Origin of the sequence: Burkholderia glumae LMG 2196 = ATCC 33617 (genome assembly GCF_000960995.1) — a bacterium.
GTDB lineage: Bacteria > Pseudomonadota > Gammaproteobacteria > Burkholderiales > Burkholderiaceae > Burkholderia > Burkholderia glumae.
In genome coordinates this window covers 2978295-2992826 of sequence record NZ_CP009435.1, presented here as the reverse complement: position 1 = coordinate 2992826, position 14532 = coordinate 2978295, and the positions used below count along the sequence as shown (strand labels likewise).

The following is a 14532-nucleotide window of genomic DNA, read 5'->3' as shown; positions in this document are numbered from 1 at the left end:
CGCTGCGTCGAGCGAAGCCAGCCCTCGGGCTGGCTTCTTTCGTGATGGGGCATGGCGGTTGCGCGAGGGCGCGGGCCGTGCCCGATCCTGGGGACTGCCCTGACGGCGCGCAAGCTTTCAATTGGATAGAATGGCGCCGCACCGAGCGCGGGCGGTGCCGGGCGAGGCGGTCCCGCGCCCGTGCACCGGCCGCCCGGCGCGGCCGGGTGCGCCATGCGCAGCGCGCGTCGCGCCCATGCCCCCGCACGCATCCCACGACCCATCGAGGACCGCAACTGCATGACCGATCTCACCGATCCGGCCCACCTGGCCGCCAACGACACCCGCCGACGCGTCTTCGCGATCGTCGGCGCCTCGTCGGGCAATCTCGTCGAATGGTTCGACTTCTACATCTATTCGTTCTGCTCGCTCTACTTCGCGCACGCGTTCTTTCCGAGCGGCAATCCCACCACGCAGCTGCTCAACACCGCCGGCGTGTTCGCGGCCGGCTTCCTGATGCGGCCGATCGGCGGCTGGCTGTTCGGCCGCATCGCCGACCGGCGCGGCCGGCGCACCGCGATGATGATCTCGGTGCTGATGATGTGCGGCGGCTCGCTGGTGATCGCGGCGCTGCCCACCTACGACCAGATCGGCGCGCTCGCGCCGGTGATGCTGCTGGTGGCGCGGCTGTTGCAGGGGCTGTCGGTGGGCGGCGAGTACGGCACCAGCGCGACCTACATGAGCGAGGTCGCGCTGAAGGGCCGGCGCGGCTTCTTCGCCTCGTTCCAGTACGTGACGCTGATCGGCGGCCAGCTCTGCGCGCTGCTGGTGCTGGTGATCCTGCAGCAGTTCCTCACCACCGAGGAACTGCGCGCCTGGGGCTGGCGGATTCCGTTCCTGGTCGGCGCGCTGGCCGCGCTGGTGTCGCTCTACCTGCGCAAGTCGCTCGGCGAGACCTCCACCCGCGAATCGCGCCATGCGCGCGACGCCGGCACGATCCGCGGCGTGATGCAGCACAAGGGCGCGTTCTTCACGGTGGTCGGCTTCACGGCAGGCGGCTCGCTGATCTTCTACACGTTCACCACCTACATGCAGAAGTACCTCGTCAACACGGCGGGCATGCCTGCGAAGACGGCCAGCAACGTGATGACGATGGCGCTGCTCGTCTACATGCTGCTGCAGCCGGTGTTCGGCGCGCTGTCGGACCGCATCGGCCGGCGCAGCTCGATGCTGCTGTTCGGCGGCCTCGCGGTGCTCGGCACGGTGCCGCTGATGCATGCGATCGCCGGCACCAGGAGCCCGATGACGGCATTCGTGCTGATCACGGTCGCGCTCGCCGTCGTCAGCTTCTATACCTCGATCAGCGGCCTGATCAAGGCCGAGATGTTTCCGCCCGAAGTCCGCGCGATGGGCGTGGGCCTTTCTTACGCGGTGGCCAATGCGCTGTTCGGCGGCACGGCCGAGTACGTGGCGCTGTGGTTCAAGCAGGCCGGCACCGAGGCGACGTTCTACTGGTACGTGACGGCGCTGTGCGCGATCTCGTTCCTGGTGTCGTGGCGCATGCGCGACCCGGCCAGGGAAGGCTATCTGCGGCACGAGCCGTGAGCGGCGGCGCCGCCGGCGTAACGGCGCGATCGCGATAACGATATCGGAAATGCTTGGTTGTGGTCACGCGGCGGGCCCCTTAATCTGAACCCGTAGTTCGTGTGACACCTCCTTGACTGGGATTCGATGCCCGCCTGACGGCGGGCTTTTTTTCGTCCGTGCCGCGCCGGCGGCGATGGCGCGCCAGGCTCAGGAGCGGTCGAGCCGCGCGCGCAGGTCGTCGGCGAACGGCACGATCGCGAGCGCCATGAGCAGCGCCGCGAGCGGCAGCGTGGCGGCGTACCCGGCATGCTGGAAGCCGAGCGCGCCGGCCAGCCCGCCGCCGATGAACATCGCCAGCATGGCGCCCAGCACGCGCAGCTTCGGCAGGTTCGCGCGCACCGGCGGCAGGGCCGCGAGCGGCGCGGGCGCGCCGCCATCCGGCGCCGGGCCGGCCGGCGCGCGGTTCGGATAGCACAGCTTGCCGAGTTCGATGCCGATGTCGGTCACCATCCCCGTGACGTGCGTGGTGCGGATCTCGGCATTCGAGATCTTGGTGATCATCGCGTTCTGCAGCCCCATGATGAAGCAGAGCAGGATCACCGTGAGCGGCGCGTAGAAGGGGCGGTGATCGGCGAGCTGGCTGCCGAGCACGCCGAAGCCCACCAGCAGCAGCGCCTCGAGCGCGAGCGGCGAGGCGTACTGGCTATGCAGGCCGCGCCGGCGCCCCCAGTTGACGAGCAGCGCGGTGCTGGCCGCACCGCAGACGAACGCGAGCAGCGAGGCCACGCCGGCCAGCGCCAGCGAGAGATCGCCGAGCGCGGTGTCGTCGGCGATCGACGACACGATGCCGCTCATGTGCGAGGTGTACTGATGGACGGCCACAAAGCCGCCGGCATTGGCCGCGCCCGCCACGAACGCGAGCGACAGGCCGAGGCGGCGATTGCCGTCGGCGCTGCGCTCGCGTCCGGCGAGGCTGCGGAAATACTGAGCTGGCGCCATCGAAGCGCTCCCGTCGAGAAATGCTGTGCCGCGCCGCGCGCGGTCCGCGAGGCGCGCCGCTGCCGGCGCGCCTGCCCACGATGATAACGAGACAGCGGCGCGGCGTCATGACGCCTGCCATGGCGCGTGGCGGGCGCGCGTCGCCGCCGCGGTCAGGACGCGGCGGCCCGGGCGGAGGCGGCGGCCTGGCCCGGGGCCGGCAGCAGTGCGCGCAAGGTCGGGTCGAGCGTGCTCAGGCCGGCATCGGCGGGGGCCGTGTCGAGCATCGCGATGCCGGTGGCCGGGGCGGCCGCGGCGGCGAGCTGGGTGCGCATGGCGGTGGCCTCGCGGCGGAACGCGTCGAGCTGCATGGGCGCGAGCGTGTTGCTCGCGTCGGCGAGCGCGACCACCGGATCGACCGGCGTATCGGCCCGGCGCACCTCGAAATGCAGATGCGGGCCGGTGGCGGCGCCCGTCATGCCGACCGCGCCGAGCCGCTGGCCCTGCGCGACGCGCATGCCTTCCTCGAGCCCGGGCGCGAACGCCGACAGATGCGCGTACAGCGTCGAGACCCCACCGGGATGCTCGACCACCACGTAGCGCCCGTAGCCATGCGGATCGATGCCGACGAACGACACCACGCCGTCGGCCGCCGCGTTCACGCGCGTGCCGCGCGGCGCCGCGAAGTCGGTGCCGGTATGCATCAGGCGCAGATGCGAGATCGGGTGGAGGCGCTCGCCGAACGGCGAGCTGATGCGCGTGGCGGCCACCGGCATGATCAGCGCCGCCGCCTCGAGCGGCGTGCCGTCGTATCTGTAGAACGCACCATGGGTTGCGCCCGGCGGGCGGAACCAGAGCGCGCCGAAGTGGCGTCCGGCGCTGCGCAGATCGAGGGCCGTCAGGCGCGGGCCGTCGGGCGTGATCGCGTAGGCGAGCCGGTAGCGGTCGCCGGGCTGCGCGGCGGCATGCGGGTGCGTGTGCGTGGCGACCAGGTCGCCGAGCTGGATCCGCACCTCGGGCGGCACGTCGAGCCGCTGCAGGGTGTCGGCGAACGAGCGCTCGATCGTGCCGGCGCGCACGCCGCCCGCCTGGAGCGGCGCGTCGGCGTGGGGCGGCGGCGCGGCGAGCGAGAACAGGTCGCTCGCGTCGCCGAGCAGGCCCGGCCGCGGGAAGGGGCGCACGAGCGGGCGCGTGGCCAGCCGCCCCAGCGCCGCCTCGTAGGGGCCGAGCTCGGCTTCGAGCTGCTCGGTGACGAAACGCTGCGCGCTCGGGAACGGCGTGGCCGCGAACACACGCAGCGGCGTCTTCGCGGCGCCGCTCAGTGTCGGCGTGGCCGGCGTCGAGGCGGCCGGCGGCGCGGCGGTGAGGGCGAGGGCGGCCAGCGCGGCCAGCGCGCCGATGACGCCGGTGGCCGGAACGAGGCGCGCCAGCGGGTGCGGGGCGGGCCGGCGGGCGTGTCGGCCGCCGGCGCGAACGGGAAGGTCGATGCGGGGGATCAACGGACTGTACATCCTCAAAACGGGTTTGGGGCGACGGCAGCCGGGCCGCGCGACACGACGCGGCCCGGCTGCACCAGCGCTTCGGCGCCACGCGCCGCGGAAGCGGCTGGCTGCGTGGCGTGCTGCGCGTCGGCGCGCGGTCAAGCACGCCGGACGAGGGTCCATCGACGAACGGCGGGACCCTGCGTGGAAAATCGATGCCAGGGAACATGACAGCGCGATGTCGCGTGCGTTCCGACAGATTCGGATTTTTATATGGGGTTCGATGTAAGTTCGCGGCGGCGCGGCGGGGCCGCCATCGTGTCGCCGCCAGCGCGGTTCGAGCGCGGCGCGCAGCGCCCGAGGCCGTGCCTTCCCGCGCGGCGGCCGCGGCCGCCGTGGTCGCGGGCGGGCCGGCGGGCCGATACCCGATGCCGCATTGAGAACCGTCCCGCGCCGGGACTACCATGGCCCGTCCCGCATCCGGGCCGGCATGCGCGGCCATCGCGCCGCGCCGGCCGGCGACGCCACCGTGGAGCGACCCGATGGACCTGACGATACGCCCGATCCGCACCGAGCTCGATTACGAGGCCGCGCTCGCCGAGATGTCGGCGCTGGCCGCGGCCGGCGCCGAGCCGGGCACGCCCGGCGGCGACAAGCTCGAGATCCTGACCTGTCTGGTCGAGCGCTACGAGCACGCCTGCCTGCGCCGGCACGCGCGCGACCCGATCGCCGCGATCCGCTACCGCATGGAGCAGGACGGCCTGTCGGTCGCCGACCTCAAGCCCTACATCGGCAACACCAACCGCGTCTACGAAGTGCTGAACGGCAAGCGCTCGCTGAGCCTGGCGATGATCCGGCGCCTGCACCAGGGGCTCGGGATTCCGGCCGACCTGCTGATCGGCTCGGCCTGAGCCGGCGCATGCCGCATCGGGTCGGCCGCGGCTATCGCTGCCTGGCGAGGGCTCAGCGACGCGGCGAGGCCGCGGGCCATTCGCCGAGCATGAGGCTCGCAAGGCCGCGCGGGTTCGACGGCCAGTACCCATGCAGGTAGCTGGCCACGATCGGCCCGTGCCGGTAAACCGCCTCGCCGGGCGCGCCGTCGTCGGGGCGCGTGGCCACCGCGGCCGGCGCGAGCGGCATCTCCAGCTTCGAATAATGGAAGGTATGGCCGTTGAGCGGCCCGTGCGGCGTGTCGAGCCGTTGCATGCCGAGCGCCGTGAAGCGCCGCTGCATGGTGGCGGCGCCCGGCAGCAGCCCGAGCATCGGCGTGGTCGTGCCGTTGGCGTCGGTCAGCGTCTCGCACAGGTAGAGCAGCCCGCCGCATTCGGCCAGCACGCGCCGGCCGGCCGCCACGTGCGCGGCGATGCCGGCCGCGCTGCGGGCGTTGCCGGCCAGGCGTGCCGCATGCAGTTCGGGATAGCCGCCCGGCAGATAGAGCGCGTCGCAGTCGGGCAGCGGCTCGTCGGCGAGCGGCGAGAAGCGCGTCACGCGCGCGCCGAGCGCTGCCAGCAGCGCGAGGTTGGCCGGATAGATGAACGCGAACGCGGCGTCATGCGCCACCGCCACGCGCAGGCCGTCGAGCCAGCGCGGCAGCGGCGGCGCCGGCTCGGGCGGCGCGAAGCCGACCACCGGCGGCAGCTCGGCGAGGGCGGTGGCCGCGAGCGCGTCGGCCGCGCGCTCCAGCCGCGTGTCGAGATCGGCGATGTCGCCGGCCTGGTGCAGCCCGAGGTGTCGCTCGGGCAGCGCGATGCCGGCATCGGTCGGCAGATGACCGAGCCAGCGGATGTCGTCGGGCAGCGCGGCCCGCAGCAGCGTGGCATGGCGCGCCGAGCCGACCCGGTTGGCGAGCACTCCGTGAAACCTCACCTCGGGGCGAAACCGCGCGAGCCCGAAGGCGAGCGCGGCGAAGGTCTGCGCCATCGAGGTCGCCGACATCACCGCGGCCACCGGCACGCCGAACCGGCAGGCCAGGTCGGCGCTGCTCGGCGTGCCGTCGTAGAGCCCCATCACGCCCTCGATCAGGATCAGGTCGGCTTCGGCCGCCGCGTGCGCGAGCAGCGCGCGGCAGCCGGCCTCGCCGACCATGCCGAGATCGAGCGACTCGACCTCGGCGCCGCTCGCGCGCGCGAGGATCATCGGGTCGAGGAAGTCCGGGCCGGTCTTGAACACGCGCACGCGCCGGCCGAGCCGCCGGTGCAGCCGCGCGAGCCCGGCGGTCACGGAGGTCTTGCCCTGGCCGGACCCGCTCGCGCCGATCAGCAGCGCGGGACAGGCTGGCATGCCGGCCGCCGTCATCAGAACTCCACGCCGCGCTGCGCCTTCACGTGCTGCTCGCGGTACGGGTGCTTGACGAGCCGCATCTCGGTGACGAGATCGGCGGCCTCCACGAGCGCGTCCGGCGCGTGGCGGCCCGTGATCACCACGTGCAGCATCGGCGCGCGCGCGGCCAGCACGGCCAGCACCTCGTCGAGCGGCAGGTACTCGTACTTGAGCACGGTGTTCAGCTCGTCGAGGATCACCATCTGATATTCGCCGCTCTCGATCATGCGGCGCGCCGCGTCCCAGCCCTTGCGCGCGGTGGCGATGTCGGCGTCGCGGTTCTGCGTGTTCCAGGTGTAGCCGTCGCCCATCGTGACGAAATCGCATTGCGCGAAGGTGTCCAGGAGGTCGCGCTCGGCGGTGTGCAGGGCGCCCTTGATGAACTGCACCACGCCGAGCCGCATGCCATGGCCGAGCACGCGCACCGCCATGCCGAAGGCGGCCGTGGTCTTGCCCTTGCCGTTGCCGGTGTTGACGATCAGCAGCCCCTTCTCGACGGTGGCCGCAGCCTGCTTCTTCTCGTGGCCGGCGCGGCGGCGTTCGGTCATGCGCTGATGCGATTCGGGATCGGTTTTCATCGGGTCTCCTGAGTGCGGAAATTGGGGGGAGGGCGCGCGAGGCTCAGAGCGGTCCGGCGATCGCGGCGGTCACGCCGTCGACGACCGTCTTCGTCACCAGCAGCGTGCCGTTGGGCGCGGCCGCGCGCGCGCAGGGCTCGCAGACGCCGTCGATGCCGAAGCGCGCCTGCACCGCCGAAACGGGCGCCCGCTGGTCCGCTGCGCGGCCCATGTCGCCGCCCGCCGCGCGCCTGCCTGCCAGCGCCGCGATCGCCTCGCGCGTGATCGCCACGAGCGGCCAGCCATGGCGCGCGCAGCAGGCGACGAGGCCGGGCTCGGCCGCCTTCGCGTCGAGCGTCGCGACGAGCGCGACGGCCTCGCGCCCGAGGCCCGGGTGGCGTGCCAGCGCGGCCTCGATGGCGGCCTCGATCGCCTCGGCCGAGCGGCCGGCGCGGCAGCCGATGCCGACCGCGACGCGCCATGGCGCGGCGCGCGAGGCCGTGGCATCGGCGGCATCGGGCACCCCGGCGCACGGCGCGCAGGGGCGCGCCGGCAGGGGCGGCGTGGGCAGCAGGGCGTCGCACACGCGCGCCGTGGCCGCCGGCGTCGCGGCGGATGGCAGCGCGTGGCTCGGCGCCAAACGCGAGGCTGAGCGGGTCATGCGAAAGCGGGATCGAGCCGGTTGATCGGAACAGCGCGCTGGCGCGGCGCGCGTACCTCGCGAGCGCCGTGTCGGGCGGGTGAACCCGCCATTGCGTCGGCCGGTATCCGGGCTGACCGCCGATCGAAACGAACGGATCGAGGCCTTCCCGCCGCGTGCGGCAGTGGCGTTCGTCGATCCGCGCGGCCCGCTGGGAGCGGACCGCCGGCGGCGTACCGTTGCGAGGACAGCACAGGCCAGGCGAGGTGCCGCTTGCGCACGCCGCTTCCTGTTTCCCGTTCAACCGCCGCCGCGAACGCGGCAGCGGGCACCAGACGCGCGCATACGATAGCACAGCGGCGCCGGGCGGGCCGCCAGCCGGCGGGGCGGGGCCGCCCGCGCCGGCCCGGCCCGCGCGCCTTGACGCGTTCCGGCGCGGCGCCTACACTCGCAGCCGTTTTGGTGCTCGCGTGCGGATTCCTGCGCACGCAGTTGAACGGGAAACAGGGCATCGGGCCGCGCCGCGGCCGCGATCAACCTGTGCTGCCCCCGCAACGGTAAGCGACTGCATCGCAAAGAGGCGATGCGAGGCCCGCTTCACCGCGCGTGCGCGTCACGCGCGGCCAGGCCACTGGATGCCGCCGGCGTCCGGGAAGGCGAAGCGGCGCGGTCGCCAGCCCGGATACCGGCCAGAACGGCGGAACCGCCGCGCTCGCGGCGCGCCTGGCCCGGCGCGCGCTGGCGCGGGAGGCTCCGCAAGGGACGCGCCGCGGGAGGCGGCGCGCTGTCCCGGGCCGCCGGCGTGGCGGCCCGTTTGCGATCGCTCCTGCCACGCGCCGATGGCATCATCCACCGACTCACCGACGGAATCCTTCCCATGCAAATGCGCAAAATTCCCGTGACCGTCGTCACGGGCTTCCTCGGCAGCGGCAAGACCACGCTGCTGCGTCACATTCTCGAGAACGCGTCGGGCCGCCGGATCGCGGTGATCGTCAACGAATTCGGCGAACTCGGCATCGACGGCGAGATCCTGAAGGGATGCGGCATCGGCTGCGAAGAGGGCGCGGAAGCGGCCGGCCAGCTCTACGAGCTCGCCAACGGCTGCCTGTGCTGCACGGTGCAGGAGGAGTTCTATCCGGTGATGGAGGCGCTGGTCGAGCGCCGCGCCGAGATCGATCACGTGCTGATCGAGACCTCGGGCCTCGCGCTGCCCAAGCCGCTCGTGCAGGCGTTCAACTGGCCGTCGATCAAGAACAGTTTTACCTGCGACGCGGTGCTGACCGTGGTGGACGGCCCGGCCACCGCGGCCGGCCAGTTCGCCGACAACCCCGACGCCGTGGACGAGCAGCGCCGCGCCGATCCGAACCTCGATCACGAATCGCCGCTGCACGAGCTGTTCGCCGACCAGCTCTCGTCGGCCGACCTGGTGATCGTCAACAAGACCGACCTGCTCGACGAGGCGCAATTCGCCTCGGTCGAGGCCACGATCCGCGAGGAAATCCCGGCCCACGTGAAGATCGTGCGGGCGCAGCGCGGCGAGCTCGACCTGGCCACGCTGATCGGCCTGAACGCGGCCTCGGAGGACAGCATCCACCTGCGCCACGATCATCACGGCTCGGCCGACGACGCCGATCACCACCACGACGAGTTCGACTCGGTGGTGGTGCAGGCGCGCGTGAGCTCGCGCGAGGCGACCGTCGCCGCGCTGCGCGCGCTGGTGGACGGCCACACGATCTACCGCGTGAAGGGCTTCGCGGTGCTGCCCGGCACGCCGATGCGGCTGGTGATCCAGGGCGTGGGCGGACGCTTCGACAGCTACTTCGACCGCCGGCTGCGGGACGGCGAGGACGAGGTCAGCCGCTTCGTGCTGATCGGCGAGGATCTCGACGCGGCCGCGCTGCAGCGCGCCTTCACGGCCGCGCTCGGCGCCGCCCAGCCGGCCTGACGCGCCGCGCGCCGCCATGCATCTGCTGCGCACCACCCCGGGCGGCTTCGTCGACGACACGCAGGGCGTGATCCGGATCGACCAGCGCCCCGCCGAGATCGTGATCCTCAGTTCGGCGGACACCACGCTGGCGCTGCTCGCGAGCGTCGTGCCGCGGCTCGGCGAGGGCTTCCCGAGCGTGCGGCTCGCCAACCTGACGTTCCTGCGGCAGCCCGCGTCGGTCGATTTCTACGTCGAGGACGTGCTGCAGCATGCACGCGTGGTGGTGATCGACCATCTGGGCGGCGAGGCCTACTGGCCCTACGGGATCGAGCAGGCCGTGGCGCTCGCCGAACGGCGCGGCCAGCGGCTGGCGATGTTCTCGGGCGACCTGCAGGAAGATCCGAACCTGATCGCGCGGAGCACCGTCGAGCCGGCGCGGTGCCGGCAATGGTGGCGCTATCTGCGCGAGGGCGGCGCCCATAACGCGCAGGCGCTGTTGCGCAGCATCGCCTTCCATGCACTCGGCGTGGGCGAGGAGCCGGCGCCGCCGCGGCCGCTGCCGGCCGCCGCGCTCTATCACCCGGCCCACGAGCCGGCCACGCTCGACCACTGGCGCGCGCGCTGGACGCCGGGCGCGCCGGTGGTGGCCATCCTGTTCTACAAGGCGCACTGGCAGGCCGCCAACACGGCCGTGTTCGACGCGCTGATCGACGCGCTCGAGCGCGAGGGGCTCAACCCGCTGCCGATCGCCGTGACCTCGCTGAAGGACGCCGCGAGCCGCGAGGTGATCGACCGGCTGGTGGCCTCCGAGCGCGTGGCGCTGGTGCTCAACACCACCGCGTTCGCGGCCGGCGCGATCGACGCGCCCGCCGCCGAGGAACTGGCGGGCGACGCGCCGGTGCTGCAGGTGATCCTGTCGGGCGGCAACCGCGAGACCTGGCTGGCCGACCCGCAGGGGCTGCAGGCACGCGACATCGCGATGCACGTGGCGCTGCCCGAGGTGGACGGGCGCATCGTCACGCGTGCGATCAGCTTCAAGGGGCTCGCCTATCGTTGCCCGCATACCGAGGTGGACGTGGTGCGCTACCAGCCCGACGCCGAGCGCGTGGCCTTCGTGGCCGAGCTGAGCCGGCGCTGGTGCCGGCTGCGCACCGCGCCGAACGCCGACAAGCGGCTCGCGCTGGTGCTGGCCAACTACCCGACCAGCGAAGGGCGGATCGGCAACGGCGTCGGGCTCGATACGCCGGCCTCGGCGCTCGGCATCCTGGCCGCGCTCGGCGAGGCCGGCTACACGCTGGCCGGGCCGCTGCCGGCCTCGGGCGACGCGCTGCTCGCGCGGCTCACCGGCGGCGTGACCAACGACGCGGCGCAAAGCGCGCTCCGGCCCGCGTTCCAGAGCCTCGCGATGGACGCCTACCGCCGGCACTACGCACGCCTGCCCGCGGCCGCGCGCGAGGCGATCGAGGCGCGCTGGGGCATGCCCGAGCAGGAGCCGGCGCTGCGCCACGGACGCTTTCCGATCGCGGGCTGGCGCGCCGGGCACGTGTTCGTCGGAATCCAGCCGGCGCGCACGCGCGACGCGAACGACTACGCAAGCTACCACGACGCCGAGATCGTGCCGCCGCACGCCTACCTGGCCTTCTATTTCTGGCTGCGCGACGTGTTCGCGATCGACGCGATCGTCCACGTCGGCAAGCACGGCAACCTCGAATGGCTGCCCGGCAAGAGCGTCGCGCTGTCCGACGCGTGCTGGCCCGACCTCGTGCTCGGGCCGCTGCCGCACCTCTATCCGTTCATCGTCAACGATCCCGGCGAGGGCAGCCAGGCCAAGCGCCGCGCGCAGGCGGTGATCGTCGACCACCTGATGCCGCCCCTCACGCGCGCCGAGAACTACGGGCCGCTGCAGGATCTCGAGCGGCAGGTGGACGAGTACTACGAGGCGCTGATGGTGGACGCGCGGCGCGCGAAGCTGCTGCGCCGGACCATCCTCGACACCATCGTCGAGCACCGCCTGCACGAGGAGTTGAGCGTGGCCGCGCCCGCCGGGCAGGGCGACGAGGACGCGCTGCTCACGCGCGTCGATGCCTGGCTCTGCGAGCTGAAGGAGGCGCAGATCCGCGACGGACTGCATACCTTCGGCCGCTCGCCCGCAGGGCGCCAGCGCCGCGACACCTTGCTCGCGCTGGCGCGCTTTCCGGTCGGCGACGGGCTCGGCGCCAACGCGGGGCTGATCGCGGCGCTCGCGCGCGACCTCGCGCTCGGCGCCGAGTTCGATCCGCTCGCGGCCGACTGGGCCGCGCCGTGGCGTGGGCCGCGGCCCGCCGAACTGGTGGCCGTCGATCCGACGCCGTGGCGCCATGCCGGCGACACGCGCGAGCGGCTGGAGCTGCTCGCGCAGCGGCTGGTGGCGTCGCTGAGCGGCGAGGGCGGCGAGGGCGGCGCACCCCACGGCGCCGAGGCCGCGGCCATCGAATCGGCCGATGCGCTTGCCGCCGCGCCCGCACCGCACGCGCATCCCGAGCGCTGGCCGGCCACGCGGGCCGTGCTCGAGCGCGTGGCGCGCGATCTCGCGCCGCGCCTGGACGCATGCGGCGCCGACGAGCTACGCCATCTGCTGCGCGGGCTCGACGGCCGCTTCGTGCCGCCGGGGCCGAGCGGCTCGCCCTCGCGCGGGCGCCCCGACGTGCTGCCCACCGGCCGCAACTTCTATTCGGTCGACACGCGCGCGGTGCCGACCCAGGCGGCCTGGTCGCTCGGCATGAAGTCCGCGCATCAGCTGGTGGAGCGCCACTTGCAGGAGCATGGCGACTATCCGCGCGCCGTGGGCCTGTCGGTATGGGGCACCGCCACCATGCGCACCGGCGGCGACGACATCGCGCAGGCCTTCGCGCTGATCGGCGTGCGGCCGAAATGGGCGCACGGCAGCCACCGCGTGACCGACTTCGAGATCGTGCCGATCGAGATCTTCGACCGGCCGCGCATCGACGTGACGCTGCGCGTGTCGGGCTTCTTCCGCGACGCGTTCGCGAACCTGATGCACCTGTTCGACGCGGCCGTGCAGGCGGTGGCCGAACTCGACGAGCCGGCTCATCTGAACCCGATCCGCGCGCGCGTGCAGCGCGACGCGGCGGCGCTCGTCGAACGCGGCGTGGCGGCCGACGAGGCGCGGCGGCGCGCCGGCTGGCGCGTGTTCGGGGCGCGGCCGGGCAGCTACGGCGCGGGCCTGCAGGAACGGATCGACGGCGGCGGCTGGCAGACCGACGCCGATCTCGCCGATGCCTATCAGGCCTGGGGCGGCTACGCCTACGCGCAGAACAGCGCCGGCGAGGCGGCCCACGACGCGTTCGGCGCGCGGCTCGCGACGATCGACGCGGTGGTGCAGAACCAGGACAACCGCGAGCACGACCTGCTCGACTCGAACGACTACTACCAGTTCCAGGGCGGCATGGCGGCCGCGGTCCGGCATCGCTCGGGGCGCCAGCCGGCGCTCTACCACGGCGACCACAGCCGGCCCGACACGCCGCGCATCAACACGCTGACCGAGGAGATCGCGCGCGTGATCCGCTCGCGCGTGGTCAACCCGAAATGGATCGACGGCGTCAAGCGGCACGGCTACAAGGGGGCGGCCGAGATGGCCGCCACCGTCGACTACCTGTACGGCTATGACGCCACCGCGCGCGTGGTGGCCGATCACCAGTACGCGCTCGTCACCGACGCCTACGTCAACGACGCCGCCACGCGGGTCTTCCTCGAACGGCACAACCCGCACGCGCTGCACGGCATCTGCGAGCGGCTGCTGGAGGCGATCCAGCGCGGGCTCTGGCAGGAGCCGGGCGCCTATCGCGACCAGCTCGAACAACAGCTGCTCGCCGTCGAGCAGCATCTCGAAGGAAGCCGGCGATGAACCCACACGATGCCTCGGGCGCGCTGCCGCCCTTTCCGTTTTCCGCGCTGGTCGGGCAGGCCGCGCTGCAGCGCGCGCTGCTGCTGCTGGCCGTCGATCCGGCCATCGGCGGGGTGCTGGTGAGCGGGCCGCGCGGCACCGCCAAATCGACGGCCGCGCGCGCGCTGGCCGAACTGCTGCCCGAGGGCCGCTTCGTCACGCTGCCGCTCGGCGCGGCCGACGAGCACGTCACCGGATCGCTCGATCTGGCCGGCGCGCTAGGCGAGGGGGCGGTGCGCTTCTCGCCGGGGCTGCTGGCGCGCGCGCATCTGGGCGTGCTCTACGTGGACGAGGTGAACCTGCTGCCCGACGGCCTCGTCGACGTGCTGCTCGACGCCGCCGCGAGCGGCGTCAACACCGTCGAGCGCGATGCGATCTCGCATTCGCACGCGGCGCGCTTCGCGCTGGTCGGCACGATGAATCCGGAGGAGGGCGAGCTGCGCCCGCAGCTGCTCGACCGCTTCGGGCTGATGGTCGAACTCGCGAACCCGCGCGATGCCGACGAGCGGCAGCGGATCGTCAAGGCGCGGCTCGCGTTCGATCTCGATCCGCACGCGTTCCGCGCCGCGCACGACCAGGCGCAGGCCGCGCTGGTCGAACGGATTCGCCGCGCGCGCGCGGCGCTCGCCGCGGTGCGCATCGACGACGCCGTCCACGCATGCGTGGCGGCGTGCTGCATGGCGGCCGGCGTGGACGGGCTGCGCGCCGACCTGGTGATGCTGCGCGCCGCACGGGCGCTCGCGGCGCTCGACGGCGAGGCGGCGGTGCGCGACGCGCACGTCGAGCGGATCGCCGACGACGTGCTGCGGCACCGCCGCACCGTGCCGCCGGCGGCGCCCGCGCCGTCGCGGCCGCCGGACGCGCCGCGCCAGGAGCGCCGCGCGGACGGCACGGCCGGCGCGGCGTCTGCCGGTGCGTCGTCCGATGCGCCGGCGGGTCCGCCGCCCGCGGCCGACCCGGCGCGCGACGAGGCCGACTGGGGCTACCTGCCGCCCGAGCCGGCCGGCCTGGTTGCCGTCAAGGGCGTGATCCCGCTGCCGTCAAAAAAACGCTGAGCCATCGAACGGATGCCCTCGCCGCCGCCGGCAGCGGGGTTCGATGGCAGCCCGGCAAGCTTCCCG

General features: G+C 73.3%; 10 protein-coding genes and 2 riboswitches. Of the genes, 5 read left to right on the top strand and 5 right to left on the bottom strand.

All coding sequences use genetic code 11. The features are described 5' to 3' along the window. Positions 1 to 279: 279 nt before the first annotated feature. Complete coding sequence (locus KS03_RS25920) at positions 280 to 1584, top strand: MFS family transporter (RefSeq protein ID WP_015875876.1); 1305 nt, start codon at positions 280 to 282, stop codon at positions 1582 to 1584. Positions 1585 to 1773: 189 nt separating this feature from the next. Here KS03_RS25920 and KS03_RS25915 read toward each other — a convergent pair whose 3' ends face one another. Together KS03_RS25915 and KS03_RS25910 are read right to left on the bottom strand one after the other, a co-directional pair. After that, entirely contained in the window at positions 1774 to 2565 is a 792-nt protein-coding gene (locus KS03_RS25915; RefSeq protein WP_015875875.1) for a YoaK family protein, read from the bottom strand. 152 nt (positions 2566 to 2717) lie between these two features. Further along, positions 2718 to 4055: a M23 family metallopeptidase gene (locus tag KS03_RS25910; RefSeq protein WP_035980378.1), complete on the bottom strand. Its 1338-nt coding sequence runs from the start codon at positions 4053 to 4055 to the stop codon at positions 2718 to 2720. A 512-nt stretch (positions 4056 to 4567) separates the two neighbouring features. On the opposite strand from KS03_RS25910, the gene KS03_RS25905 reads away from it, so the two are divergent. Beyond that, positions 4568 to 4936, top strand: a complete 369-nt coding sequence (locus KS03_RS25905) for a helix-turn-helix domain-containing protein (protein WP_015875873.1) — start codon at positions 4568 to 4570, stop codon at positions 4934 to 4936. Positions 4937 to 4988: 52 nt separating this feature from the next. On the opposite strand, the gene KS03_RS25900 is transcribed toward KS03_RS25905, so the two are convergent. From KS03_RS25900 to KS03_RS25890, 3 genes are read right to left on the bottom strand one after another with little or no spacing between them, the layout of a single operon-like run. Next, complete coding sequence (locus KS03_RS25900; protein ID WP_015875872.1) at positions 4989 to 6305, bottom strand: cobyrinic acid a,c-diamide synthase CobB; 1317 nt, start codon at positions 6303 to 6305, stop codon at positions 4989 to 4991. Between the two features lie 14 nt (positions 6306 to 6319). Further along, entirely contained in the window at positions 6320 to 6922 is a 603-nt protein-coding gene (gene cobO, locus KS03_RS25895; RefSeq protein ID WP_015875871.1) for a cob(I)yrinic acid a,c-diamide adenosyltransferase, read from the bottom strand. Between the two features lie 43 nt (positions 6923 to 6965). After that, positions 6966 to 7424: a cobalamin biosynthesis protein gene (locus tag KS03_RS25890; RefSeq protein WP_015875870.1), complete on the bottom strand. Its 459-nt coding sequence runs from the start codon at positions 7422 to 7424 to the stop codon at positions 6966 to 6968. Between the two features lie 219 nt (positions 7425 to 7643). Further along, a riboswitch (cobalamin riboswitch) is annotated at positions 7644 to 7893 on the bottom strand. Positions 7894 to 7984: 91 nt separating this feature from the next. Beyond that, a riboswitch (cobalamin riboswitch) is annotated at positions 7985 to 8249 on the top strand. Between the two features lie 169 nt (positions 8250 to 8418). Here KS03_RS25890 and cobW point away from each other — a divergent pair. From cobW to KS03_RS25875, 3 genes are read left to right on the top strand one after another with little or no spacing between them, the layout of a single operon-like run. Next, entirely contained in the window at positions 8419 to 9486 is a 1068-nt protein-coding gene (cobW, locus tag KS03_RS25885) for a cobalamin biosynthesis protein CobW (protein ID WP_015875869.1), read from the top strand. 16 nt (positions 9487 to 9502) lie between these two features. Further along, positions 9503 to 13372 (top strand): cobaltochelatase subunit CobN, encoded by a 3870-nt coding sequence (gene cobN / locus KS03_RS25880; protein ID WP_015875868.1) that lies wholly within the window; start codon positions 9503 to 9505, stop codon positions 13370 to 13372. Beyond that, positions 13369 to 14466: a magnesium chelatase ATPase subunit I gene (locus tag KS03_RS25875; protein ID WP_015875867.1), complete on the top strand. Its 1098-nt coding sequence runs from the start codon at positions 13369 to 13371 to the stop codon at positions 14464 to 14466. Before cobN ends, KS03_RS25875 begins: the two co-directional genes overlap by 4 nt. Positions 14467 to 14532 lie beyond the last annotated feature (66 nt).

What these genes read in the sequence shown, in the direction of transcription:
- KS03_RS25920 (WP_015875876.1), top strand. Translation starts at nt 280, where the DNA reads ATGACCGATCTCACCGATCCGGCCCACCTGGCCGCCAACGACACCCGC.
- KS03_RS25915 (WP_015875875.1), bottom strand. Translation starts at nt 2,565, where the DNA reads ATGGCGCCAGCTCAGTATTTCCGCAGCCTCGCCGGACGCGAGCGCAGC.
- KS03_RS25910 (WP_035980378.1), bottom strand. Translation starts at nt 4,055, where the DNA reads ATGTACAGTCCGTTGATCCCCCGCATCGACCTTCCCGTTCGCGCCGGC.
- KS03_RS25905 (WP_015875873.1), top strand. Translation starts at nt 4,568, where the DNA reads ATGGACCTGACGATACGCCCGATCCGCACCGAGCTCGATTACGAGGCC.
- KS03_RS25900 (WP_015875872.1), bottom strand. Translation starts at nt 6,305, where the DNA reads ATGCCAGCCTGTCCCGCGCTGCTGATCGGCGCGAGCGGGTCCGGCCAG.
- cobO (WP_015875871.1), bottom strand. Translation starts at nt 6,922, where the DNA reads ATGAAAACCGATCCCGAATCGCATCAGCGCATGACCGAACGCCGCCGC.
- cobW (WP_015875869.1), top strand. Translation starts at nt 8,419, where the DNA reads ATGCAAATGCGCAAAATTCCCGTGACCGTCGTCACGGGCTTCCTCGGC.
- cobN (WP_015875868.1), top strand. Translation starts at nt 9,503, where the DNA reads ATGCATCTGCTGCGCACCACCCCGGGCGGCTTCGTCGACGACACGCAG.
- KS03_RS25875 (WP_015875867.1), top strand. Translation starts at nt 13,369, where the DNA reads ATGAACCCACACGATGCCTCGGGCGCGCTGCCGCCCTTTCCGTTTTCC.